The sequence below is a fragment of the Amycolatopsis minnesotensis genome (assembly GCF_039529815.1).
In the GTDB taxonomy this organism is placed as follows: Bacteria; Actinomycetota; Actinomycetes; order Mycobacteriales; family Pseudonocardiaceae; genus Amycolatopsis; species Amycolatopsis minnesotensis.
Window position 1 is genome coordinate 156,831 of the sequence record NZ_BAAANN010000018.1, and the last position, 21,854, is coordinate 178,684.

General features: G+C 69.5%; 15 protein-coding genes and 1 tRNA gene. 8 read left to right on the forward strand and 8 right to left on the reverse strand.

Features of this window, described 5'->3' with window-relative positions; all coding sequences use genetic code 11:
- Window positions 1–70 precede the first annotated feature (70 nt).
- Window positions 71–988, forward strand: coding sequence for an NADP-dependent oxidoreductase (locus ABD256_RS23255; RefSeq protein ID WP_344422515.1), 918 nt, complete (start codon window positions 71–73; stop codon window positions 986–988).
- Here ABD256_RS23255 and ABD256_RS23260 read toward each other — a convergent pair.
- The 4 genes from ABD256_RS23260 to pstC all read right to left on the reverse strand — a co-directional run bounded on the left by ABD256_RS23260 (window position 975) and on the right by pstC (window position 5,548).
- Window positions 975–2,522 carry a substrate-binding domain-containing protein gene (locus ABD256_RS23260; RefSeq protein WP_344422518.1) on the reverse strand — a complete coding sequence of 516 codons (1,548 nt, stop codon included), beginning with the start codon at window positions 2,520–2,522 and terminating at the stop codon, window positions 975–977. The genes ABD256_RS23255 and ABD256_RS23260 overlap by 14 nt on opposite strands.
- A 13-nt stretch (window positions 2,523–2,535) precedes the next feature.
- Window positions 2,536–3,327 carry a phosphate ABC transporter ATP-binding protein gene (locus tag ABD256_RS23265; RefSeq protein WP_425546503.1) on the reverse strand — a complete coding sequence of 264 codons (792 nt, stop codon included), beginning with the start codon at window positions 3,325–3,327 and terminating at the stop codon, window positions 2,536–2,538.
- A gap of 101 nt (window positions 3,328–3,428) precedes the next feature.
- Window positions 3,429–4,562: a phosphate ABC transporter permease PstA gene (gene pstA, locus ABD256_RS23270; RefSeq protein ID WP_344422523.1), complete on the reverse strand. Its 1,134-nt coding sequence runs from the start codon at window positions 4,560–4,562 to the stop codon at window positions 3,429–3,431.
- Window positions 4,562–5,548 carry a phosphate ABC transporter permease subunit PstC gene (pstC, locus tag ABD256_RS23275; RefSeq protein WP_344422526.1) on the reverse strand — a complete coding sequence of 329 codons (987 nt, stop codon included), beginning with the start codon at window positions 5,546–5,548 and terminating at the stop codon, window positions 4,562–4,564. Before pstC ends, pstA begins: the two co-directional genes overlap by 1 nt.
- A gap of 264 nt (window positions 5,549–5,812) precedes the next feature.
- On the opposite strand from pstC, the gene ABD256_RS23280 reads away from it, so the two are divergent.
- The 4 genes from ABD256_RS23280 (at window position 5,813) to ABD256_RS23295 (ending at window position 12,252) form a co-directional block, all read left to right on the forward strand.
- Window positions 5,813–8,050: a hypothetical protein gene (locus tag ABD256_RS23280; RefSeq protein ID WP_344422529.1), complete on the forward strand. Its 2,238-nt coding sequence runs from the start codon at window positions 5,813–5,815 to the stop codon at window positions 8,048–8,050.
- 119 nt (window positions 8,051–8,169) lie between these two features.
- Window positions 8,170–9,009, forward strand: a complete 840-nt coding sequence (locus ABD256_RS23285) for a sortase (RefSeq protein WP_344422578.1) — start codon at window positions 8,170–8,172, stop codon at window positions 9,007–9,009.
- Window positions 9,010–9,035: 26 nt separating this feature from the next.
- Window positions 9,036–10,169 (forward strand): lytic transglycosylase domain-containing protein, encoded by a 1,134-nt coding sequence (locus ABD256_RS23290; RefSeq protein WP_344422532.1) that lies wholly within the window; start codon window positions 9,036–9,038, stop codon window positions 10,167–10,169.
- 169 nt (window positions 10,170–10,338) lie between these two features.
- A complete protein-coding gene (locus tag ABD256_RS23295) occupies window positions 10,339–12,252 on the forward strand; it encodes a S8 family peptidase (protein ID WP_344422535.1) in 1,914 nt (637 codons plus the stop codon).
- Between the two features lie 63 nt (window positions 12,253–12,315).
- Here ABD256_RS23295 and ABD256_RS23300 read toward each other — a convergent pair whose 3' ends face one another.
- A complete protein-coding gene (locus ABD256_RS23300; protein ID WP_344422537.1) occupies window positions 12,316–13,398 on the reverse strand; it encodes a PstS family phosphate ABC transporter substrate-binding protein in 1,083 nt (360 codons plus the stop codon).
- 156 nt (window positions 13,399–13,554) lie between these two features.
- Complete coding sequence (locus ABD256_RS23305) at window positions 13,555–13,953, reverse strand: DUF1508 domain-containing protein (RefSeq protein WP_344422540.1); 399 nt, start codon at window positions 13,951–13,953, stop codon at window positions 13,555–13,557.
- Between the two features lie 158 nt (window positions 13,954–14,111).
- On the opposite strand from ABD256_RS23305, the gene ABD256_RS23310 reads away from it, so the two are divergent.
- Both ABD256_RS23310 and ABD256_RS23315 read left to right on the forward strand, forming a co-directional pair.
- A complete protein-coding gene (locus ABD256_RS23310) occupies window positions 14,112–14,846 on the forward strand; it encodes an SDR family oxidoreductase (protein WP_344422543.1) in 735 nt (244 codons plus the stop codon).
- Between the two features lie 282 nt (window positions 14,847–15,128).
- Window positions 15,129–15,202 (forward strand) — tRNA-Arg (locus ABD256_RS23315).
- 298 nt (window positions 15,203–15,500) lie between these two features.
- On the opposite strand, the gene ABD256_RS23320 is transcribed toward ABD256_RS23315, so the two are convergent.
- Window positions 15,501–17,048: a tachylectin-related carbohydrate-binding protein gene (locus ABD256_RS23320; protein ID WP_344422545.1), complete on the reverse strand. Its 1,548-nt coding sequence runs from the start codon at window positions 17,046–17,048 to the stop codon at window positions 15,501–15,503.
- A 171-nt stretch (window positions 17,049–17,219) separates the two neighbouring features.
- Entirely contained in the window at window positions 17,220–17,735 is a 516-nt protein-coding gene (locus ABD256_RS23325; protein WP_344422546.1) for a hypothetical protein, read from the reverse strand.
- Window positions 17,736–18,040: 305 nt separating this feature from the next.
- Here ABD256_RS23325 and ABD256_RS23330 point away from each other — a divergent pair, with 305 nt between their 5' ends.
- Window positions 18,041–21,634 carry an ALF repeat-containing protein gene (locus ABD256_RS23330; protein WP_344422548.1) on the forward strand — a complete coding sequence of 1,198 codons (3,594 nt, stop codon included), beginning with the start codon at window positions 18,041–18,043 and terminating at the stop codon, window positions 21,632–21,634.
- Window positions 21,635–21,854: the final 220 nt, after the last annotated feature.

Here is a 21,854-nt window from a genome sequence, read left to right on the forward strand (position 1 = left end):
TCCTTGACCTCCAGCGCGGTGGAGGTGTGAACCTGGTGGCAGCACCCGAGAACCGTTGGAGGAAGCGATCATGAAGGCAGCGGCGTTCACCACGCCAGGGCCGCCGGAGAACCTCGTCCTGACCGAGGTCGACGAACCGCGGGCCGGCGAGGGGCAGGTGCGGGTCAGGGTCATGGCCGCGGGCGTGCAACCGTTCGACGCCGCGTTCCGGGCGGGCTGGGAGCCGCCGATGGCGACGCTGACCTGGCCTCGGATTCCCGGCAACGAGTTCGCCGGTGTCATCGACCAGGTCGGCGGCGGCGTCACGACGAGCGGGATCGGCGACGAGGTGCTCGGCTTCACCGTCCTGAACGCCTGCGCCGAGTACATCGTGGTCTCCGCGGACCACGTGACCCCGAAACCCGCGGAAATGCCGTGGGAGGTCGCGGGCGGGTTCACCGCGGGCGCGCAGACCGCGTACAACTCGCTGGACGCGCTGGCCGTCGGCGCCGGGGACACGCTCGTCGTGCACGCGGCGGCGGGTTCGGTCGGCACGTTCGCCGTCCAGCTCGCGAAACTGCGCGGCGCCAACGTGATCGGCACGGCGAGCGAGGCGAACCAGGAGTACTTGCGGGGCCTCGGCGCGACACCGGTCGTCTACGGCGTCGGGCTGCTCGACCGGCTGCGGGAGGCCGCACCGGAGGGGATCGACGCCGCGCTGGACGGCGCCGGGGGTGCCGCGCTCGACGCGTCGCTCGAACTGGTGCAGGACCGGAACCGCATCGTCACGCTCGTCGAACACGGCAAGGCCGCCGGACTCGGCATCCAGACCGCACCGGCGATCCGCACCGCGGCAAGGCTCGGCGAGATCGCCGCGCTCTACGCGGCGGGGAAGGTGGCTGTCCACATTCGACGGACGTTCCCGCTCGCCGAGGCCGCGGCCGCGCACCGGGAGATCGAAACCGGGCACGGCCGCGGCAAGCTCGTGCTGGTGGTCAGCGGCGGCTGACCCTGCGCGCGATTCCCCTGACCACCAGCGGTGTGATGATCGCGACGAACAGCACGAGCGCCGCCCACGCGCCGAAGCCGCCGAACCCGCCGCTGTCGTAGGCGGCGGGTTCGGCCGCGCGCCAGTCCTTCGAACCGCCGTTGGCGAGGTCCTCGTCGTTATCGCCGGTCGCGCTCGCCGTCGCGACCCCGGCGTTCTGCGACGACGAGGAGGCCGCCGGCCCGCCGGTCGTGTCCTTTTTGGATTCCCCGCCGTTGCCGCCCTTGGTCAGCTTGTCGACCCCGCCGAGCGCGATGAACGGGTCCGGCGGGCTCGACGAGCCCGCGCCGAGGCCGCCGTGGAACGTCGGGTTCGCGCAGTTGCCCGCGTTGAGCTGTTTCGGCGGCTGCCCCGTCAGCCTCGAGACCGAGTTCATCATCTCCTGCGACAGGTTCGGCGGCAGCGGTGAGAACCCGATGGCCGCCATGTTGAGCTGGCCCTGGCAGGCGATGTGGTCGAGGAACCCGGACATCGTCTCGGTCTTGCCCTGTTCGGTATACCCGGATCGGCAGGTGTCGCGGTCGGGCGCGGGATTGCACGGCGCCATCACGTAGGAGTACGCCGAAATCGGGTACGTCTTCGGATCCCCGTTGGCGTAGACCCCGCTCAGCTCCTGGCTCAGGTCCGGGCGCAGGTGCGCGCCCCGCAGCGCGGCCGCGATGTTCTCCGCGTAGGGCTGCACCCAGTTCCCGGAGGCGTTCTGCACCCAGACGCTCTGCACGCCGTACAGCTTGGCGTAGGCGAATTCGTCGTAGCCGATCGTCCACTGCTGGCCGCCGATGAACTCGGCGATCTGCGACGAGTTCGCCAGGAACTGCATGTTGTAACCCGCGATCCCGGCGCCCTCCAGGTTGATGGGGCGGGTGTCGGGGAGGAACTTGCCCATCCCGGACCGCTGCATGAACGTCGCGTACGGGCCGGGTGCCGCGTGCGCGATGTAGTCGTAGAACAGCGCCGTGGTACCGGAGTTCCCGCTGCGCACCACGAGCCTGATCGGCTGGTCCGGCAACGGCTTCCCGCCGTTGGTCGCGGTGATCGCCGGATCCGACCAGCGGGTGATGTCACCGCTGAAGATCCGGCCGATGGTGCCCGCGTTGAGGTGCAGGTAGTCGACGTGGCGGCCGGAGGCGTCGGACACGTTGTACATCACGGCGGTGGCACCGGCCACGTCCGGCACGTACTGGAACCCGCGTTCGCGCGTGGGCTGGCCACCGACGCCCGCCGCCTCCAGCGAGCTGACCTCGGCTTCCGTACCGCCGAAGTCGGCCGTTCGCAGGCCGTACCTGCCGATGCCGTCCGGTGAGTTCGTCGGCGTGTAGTCGACCGGGAGGCCCTTGGTCTTCGCCGCGCCCTTCCAGTCGTCCATCGCGGGGCCGACGTAGCTGGACCCGAAGCCGAACACGCTGGTGACCGCCGCCGCGGCCGGGGCGAACAGCACCTGGCTCGCGAGCACCAGCCCGGCGCACACCAGCGCGGTGAAGGCGGAACGTCTCATCGGATTCCCCTGCTCAGCCGAAGCGGCCGTTGACGTAGTCGTAGGTGCGCGGGTCGTCGGGCTCGGCGAAGATCTTCTCCGTCGGCCCGTGCTCGATGACCCGGCCAGGTTCGTTCTCCGCGGCGAGGAAGAACGCGCAGTGATCGGAAACCCGCTGGGCCTGCTGCATGTTGTGCGTCACGATCACGACGGTGACCTCGTGCCCGATCTCCGCGATGGTCTGCTCGACGCGGCGGGTGGAGGTCGGGTCGAGCGCCGAGCACGGCTCGTCCATCAGCAGCACGTTCGGCCGCACCGCGAGCGACCGCGCGATGCACAACCGCTGCTGCTGGCCGCCGGAAAGCGCGCCGCCGGGAGCGTTCAGCCGGTCGCGGACCTCGCGCCAGAGCCCCGCCCGTTCGAGGCTCTGCTCGACGAGCGCGTCCTTGTCGTCGCACTTGAGGCCCGCGAGCTTCAGCCCGGCGAGCACGTTGTCCTTGATGGACATCGCGGGGAACGGGTTCGGTTTCTGGAAGACCATGCCGACCCGCAGGCGCACCTGCTGCGCGCGCGTGCCGTCCGCGTAGATGTCCTGCCCGTCGAGCAGCACCTCCCCGGCGAGGCTCGCGGTGGGCACCAGCTCGTGCATCCGGTTGAGGATCCGCAGGAAGGTCGACTTCCCGCAGCCGGACGGCCCGATCAGGGCGGTGACCTCGCGGGCTGGCATCAGCAGGGAGACGGCGTCGAGCACCAGCCGGTCGCCGAACCAGGCACCGACGTCACGCGATTCGAGTGTCGCGGCACCGACCGGCGGGCCGCCGATCAGGCGCACCTCGCGCGTGCTGGCGGCGGGGCCGTCGGCGTACTCGGCGTCGAGGTAGTCGATCCCGTCGACCGCGTCCACTGTGGACATTTCCGTCGTGTCGCTCACGAACTCTCCCTGGTCCTGGTCCTGCGGGGCTTGCGCGCGGTGCGGTTGCGCCCGACGATCCTGGCGACCGCGAACAGCACGAAGATGATGATGATCAGCACCAGCGCGCCGACGTACCCGCGTTCGCGCTGTGCCTCCACCGAGGTCTGCACGTACCGGTAGACGAACAGCGGGAGCGCTTCCTGCTGCCCGGCGAACGGGTTCAGGTTCAGCAGCGTCGACCCGGCGGCGGTGAACAGCAGCGGTGCGGTTTCCCCGACCACGCGGGCGATGCCGAGGATGATCGCCGTGGTCACCCCGGTCCGTGCGGTGGGCAGCACCACCGACCACACCGTCCTCGCCCTGCTCGCCCCCAGTGCGAGGGAGGCTTCGCGTAGTCCGTCCGGGACGAGCCGGAGCACGACGTCGACCGTGCGCGTGACGGTCGGCAGCATGACGACCGTGAGCGCGATGCACGCCATGAACCCGCTGTAGTTGAAGAAGGACGATCCCCGCACGGCGCCGGGGATGATCAGCGCGGCGTACACGAACAGACCGGCCACAATGGACGGTAGGCCGCTCATCGCGTCGACGAAGACCCGCACCGGCTTGCGAAGGCGCGACCGGGTCTCGTTCAGGAAGATCGCGGTGAGCAGGCCGAGCGGGACGACGAACAGCAGTGCCATCGCGGTCTGTTCGAGCGTGCCGATGATCGCGTGCAGCCCGCCGCCCTCGGTCGACGGGTCGACGGGGGACACCGCGGACTGGTCCTCGACGAAGAAGTCCAGCCGGAGGTGCGGCGCGCCCTTGACCACGATGTAGACGAGCAGGAACAGCAACGGCAACAGCAGCCCGAGCGCACCGGTGAACACGATCGTGGTGACCAGCCGGTCCATCGCGGCCAGCTTGCCGAGCCGGTCGCGGAAGACGAGGTACAGCATGCCGAGGAAGATCGCGTAGGCCACGACGAGATCGGCGAGCCAGCCGGGGGAGTCGAGCAGCAGGTGCAGCACGAACCAGGTCAGCAGGCTCGCCGACGCGGCGCAGCCAAGCGTCACCAGCCGGTCCTCCGGGGTGCTCACCGCGGTGCGGCGCTTGGCTTTCGGTACGCGGCGAGCCGGTGCGACCGGCTTGTCGAGCAAGGTCGCCATCAGGCATCCACTCCAGCCCCGGACCGGCTCCGGGAGATGATGATCGACGCGGAGAAATTCGTCGCGAGGGTGAACAGGAACAGCACCAGGCCGGCGGCCATCATCGCGTTGAGGCCGAGCCCGGAGATGCCCGCGTTGTGCGCGATGAAGCCGGAAATGGTGGCGCCGCCGCTTTCCAGCACGTGCGTGACGATCGACGGGAGCTGCGGCAGCAGCAGCGAAACCGCGATGGTCTCACCGAGCGCGCGGCCGAGCCCGAGCATCGCTCCGCCGACGATCCCGCCGCGGCCGAACGGCAGCACCACGGACCGCACCATGCCCCAGCGGGTTCCGCCGAGTGCCAGCGCCGCTTCCTTTTCCCCCGGCGGCGTCTGCGCGAACACCTCGCGGATGATGGAGGTGGTGATCGGCAGGACCATCAGCGACACCACCAGCCCGGCGACGAACATCGACTGCGTGAGCGTCGCGTTCTCCTTGGTGGCGAACAGCGGGATCCACGAGAAGTTCCGGCTCAGCCACGCCGTCACCGGTTCCACCTGCGGCGCGAGGAAGCTGAACCCCCACAGGCCGTAGAGCAGGCTCGGGATCGCGGCGAGCAGGTCGACCAGGCCGGTCAGCAAGCCGCGCAACCGGGTTCCCGCGTAGTCGGTGATGAACAGCGCGGCGAGCACGCTGATCGGCACCGCGATGAACACCGCGATCAGCGCGACGGTGATGGTGCCGGTCAGCATGCCGAGCACGCCGAACACCGGGGAGTCCGCGGTGGTGTTGAACTCCACCGTGCTGAAGAAGCCGAACCCGGCGTAGCGCAGCGCCGGTGCGGACTGGAGCGTCAGGAAGAACCCGATCACCACCAGCAGCACGAGCACGGTGATCCCGCCGCCGGTGGTCACCCGCCGGAACACCTTGTCCACACGGGACGGTGCGTCGTCGATCGGCCTTCTGGCCGGTGGCGGTTCCCCCGCGCGGGCCGTCGTGATGGTCACGGCAGGTCGTCCTTCGGTTGGGATCGGAGAGTTTTCGGCAGGAGCAAAAGGGCCTCGCCCCCGACGGCCACCGAAAGTATGCGAGTGGACGGGCGGCCGTAGGTGTGCGGACGGTGAACGCCCGACGGGGCGGTGGTGAATCCACCGTCGAACGGCCGGTTCTTCGTTGACCTTCGCCGCCGCGATGGCCGACCGTGGGTGCCACGCTCACCGGCCGCGTCCGCCGGTGCTCGCGTTCGATCCTGGTTCCGAGGGAGAAGTCCTGTGGGGAGATCCGCCGCGAAGCGGGTGTTTTTGGTCGTGCTGTGCGCGCTGTTGGGCACGGTGTGGCTGGCCGGGGTGCACACGGCGCAGGCCGCGCCGTCCTACACGATCAGCACCCAGCCCGGCGATCTGTCGAAGGTGCGCGACGGCGACGTGGTCAAGCTCAGCGTCGCGGGGCTGCCCGCGGGTGCGAGCGTGGAAGCCGCGCTGTGCCCGAAGAACCTCCGCGACAACCTGATCCGCGACCGGAGGCCGGAGGCCAGGTTCGGCATGTACTGCCGCCCGGTGCCGGGGGCGCAGAGCCTGTCCCGCAGCCTGCCGATCACCGGCGGGCAGCCGAGGAACGGTGCCACGCACACCGTCGACATCGACTACCCGGTGACGCGGGGCGAAACCGAGGCGGGGTACATCGTGGACGACCCGGACTACCGGGACGTCTACGTCGACGAGCACGGCAACGTCGTGCACGTGCCGAACCCGAAGAAGTACTCGTACCGGTGCGACGAGGCGAACCCGTGCGCGATCTGGTTGAAGATCATCGTGCGGAACGCCGATAGGCCGGCGGAGGTCACGCTGGACGGGAGCTTGGTGGTGGCCCCCGGTGAAAACACCGGCCTGCCGCCAGGGTGCCAGGATCCGGTGGCGGGTGCGGCGGTCACCACCGCGCTGCCGGAGCGGATGGCGAAGTCGGCGTCGTCGTGGAACTCGCTGCTGTGCTCCCCCCGGAGCGCGCCGAGCGTGGTGCAGTCACTCGCGAGCCGCGAAGGCGAAGTGCTCGCCGGTTTCGACAAGGGCGAGCGCGATCTGGCCTTCACCGGCAGCGGCACGGCGCTCAGCGCGGACAAACGGCGCGACCGGGTGTTCGTGCCGACGGCGCTGAACGCCGTGGTGCTGGCCTCGGTCGGCAGGCAGGACGCGGGGGCCGACGACTCCGGGATGCCGTTCGTCGGCCCGATCAGGGAGTCCTTCAAGTTCAGCCTCGACGATCTCGCGGACCTCGTTTCCAAGCGGACGCGGATGGACGGGTACAGCGAGGGCGCGGTGATGGCCGACGAATCCGCGCTGGTGAACCGCAACCCGGTGCTTGCCGCGATGCGGCCGAATCTCCGGCTGGTCAACGAATTCGGCCTGAGCGGGCTCGCCGGACCCGACACCGGCCCGCTGTTCCTGAGCGATCTGCTGACCACGAGCGCGTCGGGGCACTGGCAGTTCCAGCCAGGCGAAGAACAGCCGGTGCCGGTCGGCAGGGTCACCAGCTACCTGCAGCTCAACGCGGGAATGGGCGCGCAGGTGAACATCAACACGGCGGCGACCAGGAGCGATCTGCGCGAGCAGCTCGACGGCCTGTCGCAGGGCCTGTGCCCGGAGAACCTGCCGTGCGCGGGCTACGTGCTGACCGATCTGGCGACCGCGACCGAGTTCGGCTGGACGCCGGTGTCCTTGCCCAACGCGTCGGGGGAGTACGTCGCGCCGACCCCCGCGTCGTTGGCGGCGGGCGCGGCGCACCTGGTGGACGCGGGTGACGGCACGCTGCGGCCGGGCTCCACCGGAACGGACAGGGGCGCGTACCCGCTGACCTTCGCCGAGTACGCGGTGGCGCCGGTGAACCCGCTCGTCGACGGCCCGTGCAAACCGCGAACCGCCGCACAGCAAGGACTTTCGGCGATGGTGAGCACCGCCGTCGGCTCCGGCGGCCAGGGCGCGCTCGGGCCAGGGCTCGCCCCTCTGCCGGGGTCGCTCGCCGCGGTGGCGAAGGACCGCCTCGCCAAGATCGGCTCCGGATCCGTCGCCGACGCGTGCCGGGAAAAGGAAGAGCTGAAGAACCCGCCCTCGGCGCCGGGCGCGGGCGGTCCCGGCGGTGACAGCGGCGCGGTGCCGCCACCCGGCGGCCTCGCCGGTCCCAGTGCCGCCTCGGGTGCGGGCACCGGTGCCGCGAACGGGCAGGCGACCGGCGCGCCGGCGCAAGCGCCGACCCCGGCCAGCGTGCAGGCGGCGAAGAACCTCGCGGCGTCCGTGTCGATCCCGCCGTTCCCCGGCTCGGGCGTGCTCGGCCCGCTGATTCCCCTGCTTGCCTTGGTACTGCTGACGATTCTCCCGTCGGCGACCGCGTACCTCGCCGCGGGCCGTCCCGTGCCGCCGTGGCTGGCGAGGACGGTACGACGGCTCGGCGGGGTGTTCGGCAGGATCGGTGACCGCGTCCGCGGCGGCCGGTTCGTACCCGCGGGCGGTGGCGCGTGAGCGTCCGCACCGAAGGCAAGCACGCCGCGTCCGACGAGGAGCGGACCGATGTGCTCATCCACGAGCTTCCCCCGGAGGAACCACCGGAGCCCGAACCGGCCGAAGCCCGGTTCGGTCCACTGTGGATTACGGGTGTGGTGGTCGGCTGGCTGCTGACCTCGCTGGTGTGCTTCACCGTCGTGGTCTACGCGCTGGGGCCGATGCTGCAGAACAGCGACCAGCGCGCCGCGCTGACCGAGGTCCGCGGGCAGATCGACCGCGCGCTCGGCGAGACGCAAAGCCTCCTCGGCGCCACCGCGCCGAAGAAGCCAGCCGAGTTCGGCACGCCCGTCGCGGTCATGGAGTTCCCGACGCTGGCGTTGCACCAGGTCGTGCTGGAAGGCGTGGCGCCGGGGCAGACCGCGTCCGGGCCAGGGCACGTGCCGGGCACCTCCGGGCTCGGGCAGCCGGGCAACGCGGCGATCGCCGGTCGCTTCTCCGGGTACGGCGCGCCGTTCGCCAAGCTCGCGGAACTGCGTCCTGGCAACGAAATCGTCATCGCGACCACCCAGGGCAAATCCGTCTACCGGGTCACCGGGACGGCGGAACGCCCGCTCGACGAAGGCGAGGACTACGGCAAGACCGGCGATGACCGGCTGACGCTCGTCACGTCGACCTCGTGGTGGCCGCTGGCCGCCGAGACCGCCACCGTCGTCACGGCGACCCTCGAAGGCAAGCCGTTCTCCCCGGCACCACAGAACGGCAAGGCCGACGCGCAGGACGGCCGCAGCGGCGACACCAGTGCGTGGGCGATGCTCGTACTCGCGTTGGGCGGCTTCACCGCGGTGGCCGTCGGCGCCACCTGGCTCTACCGGCGTTGGCGGCTGGTGTCGACCTACGTCCTCACCGCACCCGCGATGCTGACCCTCGCCGCGCTCGCGGCCATCGCGTTGTGGCGCCTCCTGCCCGCCTGGGCCTGAAATCCCTATCCGACAAGGAAATCATCGTGAACCGCTGGGAACGCCGCGCCGAAGCCCGCCGCCGAAGAGCCGCCGCGGCCCGGCGCGCCAAGGTCGCCTGCCTCGCCGCGGGCTCGCTCGCGCTCATCCCCTTCGTCGGCGGTGGTACCGCCGCCGTTCCGGTCGCGCTCGCCGCGCAGCAGGCGCCACCGGCTCCGGTCCACGGCGCCGACGGCACGGTGACCGCCCAGACCTCGCCCTCGGCGGACCTGCTCGCCGCCGCGGGCGACCCGCTGCTGCTCGCCCAGCAGGCGGGGCCGTCCGCGGATGTCCCGATCGTCCCGCTCGGCGCGCCGTCGGCCGCTGGCGGGTCGGGCGCGGGAATCCCGGCACCCGTGCTGGTGGCGTACCAGCGCGCGGAGCGGTCGCTGGCACAGACCGCGCCGTCGTGCCGCTTGTCGTGGCCCTTGCTCGCGAGCATCGGCCGGATCGAATCCGGGCACGCGCGGGGCGGCCGCGTCGACGGGACCGGGCGGACGCTCACCCCGATCCTCGGCCCGCCGCTCAACGGTTCCGGCGGGTTCGCCGCGATCGCCGACACCGACGGCGGCCGCTACGACGGCGACCCGGTGTGGGACCGCGCGGTCGGCCCGATGCAGTTCATCCCCGGCACCTGGGCCGGGTACACCGGCGACGGCGTGCACGACCCGGACAACATCAACGACTCGACCGTCGCCGCGGGCCGCTACCTGTGCGCCGGTGGCGGTGACCTGAGCGATCCCCGGCAGCGCGCGAAGGCGGTGTTCCGGTACAACCACTCCGATGCCTACGTGCGCACGGTGCTGCTCTGGGCGGACGCCTACGCGCACGGCGTGACCGCGGTCCCGGTGACCGGTTCCCCCGCGCCGATGGCCGCTCCGGTGCCGCCGCCTGCCGCTCCCGTCGCGCACCCGGCTCCCGCTCCGGTGCCGCCGCCCGCACCGCCGGTGGGGCCGGTGTTGCCGCCGGTCGGGCCGAAGCCGCCGACGAAGCCGTCCACCGGTTCCTCATCCGGTTCGCCGACATCCAAGCCAGAGCTGCCTTCCTCGTCTCAGTGCCCCGCGCCGCCGAGCACGTCCTCGTCCTCGTCCTCGGCGCCGAGCTCCGCACCGGAGAGCGCCACGCCTTCGCCCACCTGCTGAGCCTGTCCGGTTAGGACGCTTTTGCGACCAACGGCGCTCCCAGAATATGGGCGTGCGCCCGGTTTCCCGACTTTGGTGGGTGTCCTGGGCCGCGCTGGCTTCTTAGGTTTTGATCAGGTCGCACCCGCCCAGGGTGTGTCGGGGCCTGTCACTTCCAGGGAGTCCATTCATGGTGCGGTTGAACCGTGTCACCCGCTACGCGGTGCCGTTGGCTGTCGGCGCCGTTCTCCTTTCCGCGTCCGTGTCCGTCGCAGCGCCCGCGCGGGCCGATTCCGACGCCGCGCGGACCGAGACCGGGATCAGTGCCCTGCAGAGCATCAAGCAGACGCTGAGCCCTGCCGAGCGCAAGCAGGCCAGTTCCCTCGTCGTCGAGAAGCGGCTGCGTGCCGACCACGGCCTGGCGAAGAAGCTGCCCGACTACCGCACCTCGGTGCCGGTGTCCGGCGCGGGCACCGTCTCGGTCGACATCACCGCGGCGGGCGGCGGGCAGGAACTCGCGCGAGCGGTCACCGCGACCGGTGGCGCCGTGCGGGCGAACACCGGCGGCCAGGTCCGCGCCGAGCTGCCGCTGACCGCGGTCGACGGGATCGCCGCGCGGGCGGACGTCGCCGAGGTCGCCCCGGCGGGGCAGGCCATGACCTGGCGCGAGCAGTCGCCGCAAACGGGTTCTTCGCGGCAGCAGCTCGCCGCCAACGCCGTCGCCGCCGCCACGGTGTCCGAAGGGGACAAGGCCCACGGCGCCGATGCCGCGCGCACCAAGTACGGCGTGTCCGGCAAGGGCGTCAAGATCTGCGTGCTCTCCGACGGCATCGACTCGCTCGGCAAGTCGCAGTCATCCGGTGAACTGCCCACTGTGGACGTCCTTTCCGGACAGCAGGGCAGCGGTGACGAGGGCACCGCGATGCTGGATATCGTGCACGACCTCGCACCGGACGCCACGCTGGGCTTCGCCACCGCGTTCACCAGCGAGGCCAGCTTCGCGGCGAACATCAAGGCGCTGCGGGCCACCGGCAAGTGCCAGGTCATCGTCGACGACGTCGCCTACTTCGACGAGTCGCCGTTCCAGGACGGCCCGGTCGCGCAGGCGGTCAACGACGTGACGAAGTCCGGCGCGCTGTACTTCTCCTCCGCAGGCAACTCGGGCAACCTCACCGACGGCAGCAGCGGCTACTGGGAGGGCGACTACCGCAACTCCGGGCAGAAGCTGAGCGGCGTCTCCGGTACCGCGCACGACTTCGACCCCGGCTCGGGCACCCAGCTCTACGACCCGCTTTCGGCAGGCTCGCTCGGCAAGCCGGTGACGCTGTTCTGGTCCGACCCGTGGGGCAGGTCGAACAGCGACTACGACCTGTACGTGCTGAACTCCGCGGGTAGCGTCGTCGCCTCCAGCCAGGACTCGCAGACCGGTTCGCAGAACCCGTACGAGATCACGCAGGTGCCCAGCAGCGGCTCCGGCTACAAGGTCGCCGTGGTTAAGTACAGCGGCGCCGACCGGTTCCTCGCGCTGAACGTGATCCGCGGCCGGTTCACCGCATCCGGCGGCCTCAAGGCCTTCAGCACCGCGGGCGTCACTTCCGGCCACTCGGCCGCCGCGGCCGCGTTCAGCGTCGCCGCCGCACCGGCCGCCGCCGCGTTCGGGCGTCCGCTCGAAACCGGTGACCCGGCGAACCCGGCGGGCCCGTTCCCGTCGACGTTCAGCGCGTCGAGCAAGTGGGAGCGGTTCAGCTCCGACGGCACCCGCAAGCAGTTCTACAACGCCGACGGCACCGCGATCACGCCGGGCAACGTGTCCAGCACCGGTGGCGCGGTGCGCCAGAAGCCGGACATCACCGCCGCCGACGGCGTGACCACCACGGTCACCGGGTTCGCGCCGTTCTTCGGCACCTCGGCCGCCGCGCCGCACGCCGCCGCGATCGCCGGGCTGCTGCTGTCCGGCAAGCCGACCGCCACCCCGGCCGACATCCGCACCGCGCTGGTGTCGAGCGCGACCGACCTCGGCGCGCCGGGCTACGACAACGTGACCGGCAAGGGCGTGATCCTCGCCGCGCCCGCGCTCGCCGCGCTGGGTGTGCCCGCGAAGTAGGTCCCCGAAAAGGGCGGGGCCCGGTGGCGATCGCGCCACCGGGCCCCGTTTTTCTGTGCTGCGTCAGGACTTCACGCAGGTGGTACCGGCGGAGTTCGCGGCGAGCGGTTTGAAGCCGAAGGTCTTCAGCGTGGCGTTGAGGTCGCCGTGGCACAGCGGGCTCTGGCCCGTCGAGTCGAAGCCGACGCCGCGCAGCGCCTGGCCGTAGGACTTCGAACGGGTGTCGAGAACGTGGTACACGGTGCGCGCGCCGAGGAAGCCGTCGGTGAACGCCGGGGCGTAGCTGCCCGCGGCGCCCGAAACCGGGGCGCCGTTGGAGCCGGCGCCGGTCAGCGTGCCCGCGAAGAAGCCCGCCCGCTTGTCACTGACGGCGTTGTTGCCCTGCGCGACCCACTGGGCGATCGAGTACGGGGCGATCGCGGCGGCCTGGTCGGCGGCCGGGATGGTGTTGCCCTCGTTCTCCTGGAACCGGTTGATCGTCACCGGCTTGGTGGTCGGGTCGAAGCCGAGCACGGTCCCGGTGAAGAAGGCCAGCGTGCCGGAGTTCGCCTGCGGCAGGTAGACCTTGATCGGGGTGTTGGTGCCGCCGACCTGGCTCCAGTTGGTGATGGTGCCGTTGTAGATGTTGCGGAGCTGGGTCAGGGTGAGGGTGCGGCCCGCGCCGGCCCCGGTGGAGGATGCCGACCAGGTCACGCCGTCCTTCGCGAAGCCGTAGAACTCGAAGGTCGCCGGGTCGCTGGTCGCGCGGCCGGAGGACGAGCGGGCGATGTCGATCGCGCCGTCACCCGCGTCGGCGGAGGTCTTCAGCGCGGTCTTGCCCGCGCCGGAGCCGTTCGGGGGCAGGTTGCCGGGGTTGGCGTAGGTGACCGAGGCGGCGAAGGCGTCACCCGGAACCGTGAACGTGCCACCGGCGGCGAGCACCGGCGGCACGTTGACGAAGTTGTCCGGGTCGGTGTTGCCCGCGTTGCCGTTCGCGGCGGTGAAGATCGCCCCGGTGACGTCGAAGATGGTGTCCGAGCCCGCGGCGGTCAGCACCTCCTTGGTGCCGTTGGGGTTCGGGACCGCGGCGGCGGTACCGGCCAGCAGGACGCACGCGCCCGCGGCGAGGGCGGCGGTGCCGAGAAGTCGAGTCGTACGAACTCGCATGTTCACTGCGCTCTCTTCCTGTTCTCCGTCTTGCCACTGGAAGAACCGTGGCACCCACAATTCCGCCGGATCAGCCTGGCCGGATCAGGTGCTTTTCGTTCCCGCCCGACGGCACGTTGGTTAAGGGCCGACGAATGCACGGACCGTAGTTGCCGGCTACCGAAGCGGGGCCTCCGGGGAATTCATCTTATATTTCGTCCGCCAGTCCGCTATGCTCGCGCCTCCGGTGCGGACGACGGCTTCGGGAGTGGCCGCGAGAAACCGCTCCAACCCGTGTTTCGCCTCGATCTTCCTGCCGTAGGCGTGGTTGGCCATGGCGAGGAGTTCCGCGTCGGCGTACAGCAGCCACCGCCACTTCCCGCCGCTGGCATGGCTGAACTCGGCACGCGTCGTCGTCAGGTTGTCCTTGAGCCATTGAATCGCATTGATGCATTCCGCTGCGCCCCGATAGCTGCCCGCGCCGGTGCCGAGTGACGCGTTGTTCCCGCCCAGTAACCGCCAGCGGACTTTGTCATTCGCTGCACCGATCAGTTGAAACCTCGGCGTTTTCTTCATTCCCCGCCTGTCCGGTTCGCGTTCGCGGGTGGAAAGTCCGCCCGTTCCCCCGCTGGGTAAATCGTCGGCCCGGCGCGCGGAAGTTACCGTCTACGGTGAAGGCGCGACGGCCACGAAGTGAACGTTGCGGGCGAAATGGGACGAACGGAGCAGTGCGCATGGCGATCGCGGTGGTGACCGGCGCGGGATCCGGACTCGGCAGGTGCGTCGCACGGGCACTGCTCGGCGACGGCTACCAGGTGGCGCTGGCCGGCCGCGGGGCGGACGCGCTGCACGAAACCGCGGGCGCCCACGACGGCGCGCTGGCGGTGCCGACGGACGTCAGCGACCCGGAACAGGTGGAAGCGCTGTTCGCCGCCGCACGGGACCGCTGGGGGCGAGTGGACCTGCTGGTGAACAACGCGGGCGGCTTCGGCCCGTCCGGCGACATCGCGGACATCAGCGTCGAGGACTGGCGCGCCACCGTCGACGTGAACCTCACCGGCTCGTTCCTCTGCGCCCGCGAAGCCGTGCGCGTGATGAAGGCACAGGACCCGCGGGGCGGCCGGATCATCAACAACGGCTCGATCTCGGCGCACGCCCCCCGGCCGGGCAGCGTCGCCTACACCGCGACCAAGCACGCGATCACGGGCCTGACGAAGTCACTGTCCCTGGACGGGCGCGCCTACGACGTGGCGTGTGGCCAGATCGACATCGGCAACGCCGCGACCGACATGACCGCCGGCATCGCCAAGGGCGCGCGGCAGGCCGACGGCCGCACGATGCCGGAGCCGACGTTCGACGCCGAACACGTCGCGTCGGCCGTGCTCTACATGGCCGGCCTGCCGCTCGACGCCAACGTCCAGTTCCTGACCATCACCGCCACGGCGATGCCGTATATCGGCCGTGGATGACCTCCGCGTAGCCGCTGGGACACGAGCAAGAGCCTTCTGGTCCCCATGGTGGCAGGTTTCGAGGTACTTTGGGAGGGTGAACCGCCGAGCGACTGACGCCCCGACCCGTGTGGGCGGCGTGTGCTGTTCGCTCGCTCCTGCGAAAATCCGCAGCTCAGCGGGCATCCGCACCCTGAGAAGATCAGGTGTGTAACTCTCCGGCCGTTTGCGCCGATTAGACTCGCTGAGACGGTTCGACACCGCGCCACGCGGGTCCGCACATCGGGGCAGTCGAGCTGGCTGGCCCTCGTAGCTCAGCTGGATAGAGCAAGAGCCTTCTAATCTCTAGGTCGCAGGTTCGAGTCCTGCCGGGGGCACGGTCGAGTCGGTATGCGAACTCTTGCATGCCGCTCGACGCTGGAAGCGATGGTCTTTGGGCCGCAGGGCGGTTCGTCCGCCAGCCCGGTCATATACAGGCTTTCTGTAGCGTGCCCAACGAGTTCGGGTGGGCCGCTGGCTGATTGGGCACCGGAACTGTTGCGCGGGACGATGGCGGCTGTCGTGACCAAGACGCCGCGGCATACGAGAATCGACGCTGCAGCATCCTCTGTTTCCGGGGTTGCGCCCTGCCTGTTGGACACCCCGCCTCCGGGGTGTCCAACAGGGGCTATCCGTTTAGGTGGTGAGATGGCACGTGTTGGGGGTGGCGGTCATGTCGTAGAGGCCGTACCAGCCGTGTCCGATGAGTTTTCCGTTGGTGCGGCCGGTGTCGGCCCAGGTGCCGCTGGCGGGGAGATAGCGGTACCAGAGCAGGGCGCCGTCTTCGGCGGGGTAGGAGCCGTAGAGGACGTCGGCGCCGGGGGAGGTGACGGTTTTGAAGATGTTCCAGCCGGTGCCCGACGGCTTGGCCCACTGGGTCCACTCGCCGGTGGCCGCGTTGTAGGCGAAGCGGAACAGGTCACCGCCCGGGGTGCGGGCGTAGAGGATCCCGTCGCCGGCGGCGACGATGAGGTCGTACTTGCCCCAGCCGTCCTTGAGGACGCGGTGGTCCCACTTTTTCGTCGTGGTGTCGTAAGTGCGCCAGTGCAGGTTGCCGTCGGGCTCGATGGTGTAGATGTGCCCGGTGGCGTCTACGGTGATGCGGTTGCGGTACTCCGCGTTCGCGTAGCGGCCCCAGCCGCCGTCGATGACCTGGTAGTACGGGGTGGGGCCGGTGGCGCGGTCCCAGCTGGTGCCGTTCCAGCGGAAGCGGCGGAGTTCGCCGTTGCTGTTGGCTTGGTAGAGGACACCGTCGGGTGCGGCGATGGCGCGGGAGTTGAGCCAGCCGGAGCCGATGGCTTGGCCGTTGCCGTTGATCCAGGAGAAGCCGCCGTTGCGAGGGTCGCTGTGTTGGTAGAGCCACATGGAGCCGTCGGCGCGGGTGGTGAAGATGGGTGCCGAGGGTTGGCAGGTGATGGCGAGATTGGGCACGGTGGCGCGGATCCAGTCGCCGGCGTTGTCGGCGCGGGCTTCGGTGGAGCCGGTGCGGGTGTCGGTTTCGCCGATGCAGCCGCCTTGCGAGGACACGCTGTTCACCGCGACCAGTTCGGTGCCGTCGCTGGTTTCGCGCAGCGCAGGGCCACCGGCGTCGCCCCGGCAAGTGGAGGCGGTGGCGGGGTCTTTGCCGGTGACGGCGAAGGTGGTGCCGGTGAGTTCACCGGTGGTGAAGGTGGCGGTGTGCAAGCGGTTGGGGACCCATTCGGTGGCGGTGCGCCCGTATCCGGCGATCCGCAGTACATCCCCGGGCGCGGGAGCGGTACGGCCGATGGTCACGGGGGCGATGCCGGTGATGGGGGTGGCGAGTTTGGCGAGCACGAGGTCGCGGTCGCCCTTGGGCACGAGGTCGGTGATGGTGGTGACCTGGCCGTCGTCCTGGGTGAGAATGGTGCGGCCGATGACCGCGGTGGTGCGTTGCCGCGGTGGCCCGGCGGGGATGTGGAACCCCTGATCCGGGGTGTCGGCGAAGCAGCTGGCGGCGGTGAGCAGCCATTGCGGGTCGACCAGCGCGCCGGTGCAGCTCTGCTCCCCGACGGTGATCTTCGCGACGAACCGGTAGCTGCGGTCAGCAGCGGGGGTACCACCGCTGATCGCCGACGCGGACGGCGCCGCGAGCACACCGGTCGCGGTGATGGCCAGGGCGATCAGGGCAGTGGCTCTCCGCCGGAAGGAATGGTTCGAGGACACGTATGTGACTCCTTGGTTGAACACGACTGCGAATGAGAATGGCGTCGGAACGAGCCACGAGGTGTTTCCTTGTTGCCTCATCAACTCAACCGAAACTCGCCAGGCTGTTGTTATCGGACCGTCACCGAAGAATTAGTAACGAACTTCGGGTGTGCGGGTTCGTGTGCGGTGTTACAGGGTGCGGATCTCGACGAGAACGCTGGGAGCCCCGCCGGTTCCTTCGCCGACCGGGGTCCACGATTCTTTCTCCACGGTCGCTGTGGTGGTGCGACCCTGCGCGGTGAGGCTGACCTGCAAGCGATGGCTGTTCCCCTTGACGGTGTAGGTCTCGGGCAGATCGAGGGCCAGATATCCGGTGGCACCGATGATCTTGAAGCAGAAGGTGCCCTTCGTGCGGCTGTAGACCTCGACCAGGTCCGGCGCGCTGCCGCAGTCGACGAGCAGGATCCTCCCGTCCCCGGACTTCAGCGAAATACTGCGCTCCGCCAGGATCTTCGCGGCGCCGGGGTAGGACCGGTCTTCCACGGTCGACCGCTGCGGCAGATCGTCGCCCGGCGCGTTCGATGAAGGTCCGGCGACCGCCACGGCGGCTGCGGAAACCCCGATCACTGCGGCGGCGACCGCTGCCCCCACGGCGCTCGCGACACGCGAGCACGATAACGAAAACATAGAAATCCCCTCCGGCAAATGGGTGAAAGTCCGCGCCCCTTGCTTCGCGGACCACCCACGCTAATCGCAGCCACCGACAGTTCCGCATCACCCGGGGTGTCGTTTGTGGCAGGGAACATTTTTGTTGCCAAAAGCCGGGTTCTCCGACAGGATCGCTGTCGCGAGCGCCGTCGGCTGTGCCCGGTGTGTCGCAATACTTTAGTAGGGGATCACGCCGACGTTCGGCGCTTGTTCGCGAGGGGAAAGTAAACAACGTGGCGAGCAGATTTGGTGAACAATTTCCACGTCAGAGTGTTGTGGTCTGGAGACCCAACACGCCCGGGATGACCAGGCGACGGCGGCTGTCCCGTGCGGGGCTGGTTCTGACACTGGTGCTGTCGTTGATCATCGGCCTGCTCACCGCGCCCGCCGCGTACGCCGCCGACACGCCCTCTCCTGCGGGTGATGGTCCCGCCCCGGCGGCACAGTCTCCGCGTGAGCGTGTGCTGGAGGCGTGGAAGACCGGTGGCCGTGGTGTGCGCGACACTGCCGCGGCCGCATTGACCGGTACCGACAGTCAGGTTGAGGAGTTCCTGCGTACCGCGCTGGATGCGGCGCGGGAGGCCGATGACCGAGTCCGTGTGGTGCAGGCGCTCACCTCGACCGGGCGAGGGGTGCGGGAAGCTGCAGAGAAAGCCCTCAACGACGGGTCGATCACCGCGATCCGCGCGTTCCTGAACTCGGGCTGGCAAAGCCCCTGGGAAGACGATCAACGCGTCCAGGTCAACCAGATCCTCGCCGCTGCACAAGGCCGCGGTGTCCGCGATGCCGCGCAGCGTGCACTCAACATGGGAACCACCCAAGCGCTGGTCGAGTTCCTGCAGTCCGGCCGTAAGACCGCGCAGGAGACCGATGACCGGGTCCAGGTCGTGCAGATTTTGTCCGCCGGTGGTCCTGAGGTCAAACGCGTCGCTTCCCAGGCACTCGACGACGGGTCGGTCGAGGCGCTGCGCGAGTTCATCAACACCGGCCAGTACCTGGCCCGCGAACGCGACCAGGAACTGCTCTCGGTTTCCCACCTCGCACAGGTCGCCAAGGACGAACAAGGCCGCGCGGTCACTGAAACCGCCGCAGCTGAAGAGGCGTCCAAGCGTGCGGTCGAGGCCGCGCGCTTGGCGAAGGAGGCCGCCCAGCGCGCGGCGGAAGAGACCGCGGCGGCCAAGACTGATGCTGGACGCGCAGCCTCCGCCGCAGGCCGTGCGGCCGCGGCGGCAGCGGGCGCGGCCAGCGCGGCCCAGGTGGCGCTGGGCGCCGCCGCTGCGGCGGTGAAGGCTTCCCGTGCGGCCGCCGCGGCTGCGGCCGGTGCGTCCAGCGCGGCGGCGATGGCAGGGCGCGCTGCCGCTCGCGCTCAGGGTGCTGCCAATGACGCGATCCGTGACGGCGCGAAGGCCAACACGGCTCGTGCGGCGGCGGTCGATGCCGACACCGCAGCAACGGCCGCGAAAGACGCTGCATCCACCGTCGCACACGTCATCGACGCCGCCTTGGCCGCTGGACGGGCCGCCGACGCTGCCGCTAGTGCTGCATCTAATGCTGACAACGCTGCTGGAGCTGCGGGTGAGGCCGGTGGTTGGGCCCGCCAGGCTGGTGTGAAGGCGGAGCAGGCCTCAGCACAGGCGGCGAAGGCGAAACGGGCTGCGGCGACCGCGACTCGGGCCGCGAACGCTGCCCAGTCGTTGGCGCGCCAGGCCGTGGCCGCGGCGATGGACGCCAAAGCCGCCGCCGAGTCCGCCGCAGGGCATGCCGAACGTGCTGCTCAAGCCGCCCGCGAGGCTGCCGACCACGCCGGTGAAGCAGAGAACGCGGCCAATGAATCCGCCGCGCACGCTGCTGAGGCGCTGCGCGCTGCCGACGCCGCCGTCGCTGCGGCGGATCAGGCTCGCAAGGTCGATGAGACCGGTCGTGCCGCCGATGCCGCCCGGTTGCAGGCGTGGCAGGACCAGGCCGTGGCCGATGCCGAGCAGGCCAAGCAAGACGAGGCCGACAAGGCCTCCGACACCGCTTGGCAGGTCGCCGACGCCGCACGCCTGGACGTCGAGACTCGCGCGCTACTCGAGACTGCAACTGCTCCCGGCGCCTCACGGGAAGTCGTGGTGGGCAACGGCCGCAAGGTCGCGATGCGCCTGATGAGCACTGGCGGTCCCTTCACCAAAGCCGCCGCCGAACAAGCTCTGCTCGGGGACGAGGATGTCGTGGTCGACTTCGTCGGCCGTACCCGTCTGAGCGCAAACGAGCAGGACGACCGCGCCCGGCTCACTCAGATCGCCGACACCACCGACCGTCCCGGCCTGAAAACCGGCGCCGCCACCGCGCTGGCCGGTGACTACCCTGCCGTGACCCGGTTCCTCGCTGAGCAGGACTACCCCGAACGCGAAACCGACGACCGCGTTCGCGTCGTACAACTGCTCAGCTCCGGTGGACCGGCCATGAAGGACGGGGCCACCAAGGCACTCGACGCCCACACCCCGCAGGCCCTGCGGGAGTTCCTGGCCACCGGCCAGCACATCGCGCGTGAACACGACGACCGCATCGCCGTCAACCAGATCCTCTACCAGGGTGGGCCCGAGGTCAAAGCCGCCGCGCAAGCCGCGCTGTCCGGACCGGTGTCCTACCTGCGGAAGTTCCTCGACATCGGACAACACCAAGCCGCGCAACGCGACCACAACACCACCGCGCACACAGCCCAAGTCGCCCGCTACGTCGCCGAAGCCGCCCAAGCCGCACAGCAAGCCCAAGAAGCCGCCGCCAACGCGGCGAAAGCCGCCGCGCTCGCCCGTAATGCCGCCAACGAAGCCGCAGGCTACGCAACCCAAGCCCAGCACCACGCCGACGTCGCAGCCGGCTACGCCGCCGCAGCAGCCAAATCAGCACACGACGCACAAGAATCAGCCCAACAAGCCGTCGCCTCCGCGAAGATCGCCCGCAACGCCGCTGCCACCGCCCAACAAGCAGCCCGCAACGCCGCAGCCTCGGCTGCGGCTGCTCAAGCCTCGGCCGCTCGCGCCCGCGCCTATGCTGTTGCCGCCGAAGAAGCCTCTCGCAACGCTCGAGCAGCCGCCAACGCTGCCGGGGCCGATGCTAAGGCGGCGGGTGATGCAGCCGCTCATGCTGCACAGCTACTTCTGGAACGACAACGTGCTGAGAATGACGCTCGTCTGAACGGACGTGGAGGGACCGGGCAGGGCGGTGATGTTGGTGTCGCGGACTATGAAAACGGCTCTGTCGTGCTGTACCTCGACGGTGTCTGTTACCTCAATGGGGTAACTATCCCTGCCAATATCGGCGCAGGATCGTGTGACTCTCTGGCGCACGATTTCGACATATGGCTATCTGACGCCAGCATTTTGTGGTCGCAGTTGAAGGGCCGTGCCGACGCGAGTGCGCAACTCCTGCGCGAATACTGCTCCGACCGGCCAGTTGCGTGCGGTCAAGGACTGCGCAACCAATTGGCTGATCTGCCATACATCATGCTGGCCTACAAGGAAAGCGGGATCGGCGGTGGATCATGGCTGCGCAGGCTCCTTGGTACGGCCTCCGTGTCCGAGCTGCGCGCCTTAGGGCAAGTTGGCGAACTTCACGAAATGCTCATAAAATCATTGCGGGCGCAGATGGCTAAGCCACCTGTTCAGGACGTTCGGTTGCAAAACATCATGAACGATCTATGGCGTCCAGGTGCCTCGTTAGGAAACGGAAGCGCAATGTCGGCCGCTCGTGCCGAGCGTGCACTTCAGAAGTGGGGCTGGAAAATCAAAGGCGCGGATCACATTAATAAATGCACAGAATACATTAGTGCAATGAACAGGTGGCTAAAAGAGAATCCGGGCGCATCCAGGATGGATAGGTATGCTGCCGAGCAGGTCTTGGCTGACCTTAAGTAGGCAATCGAATAACGTGCTGTATGCTTGGCATTGCAAACTTAAGGGTCTATGGAAGTCGAATATTCGGTCATGACAGATGATGAACTGCCAGGCGTGGATGACGCCCGGGGCTGGCTAGTGTCACGCGTCTGAGGTTCGTTGACGGGTGGCGTGGGGCAGGATCTGATCGGCGGTCTTGGTCCAGGTGAACGGGTGGCAGCGGGTGTTCCAGCCGTCGATG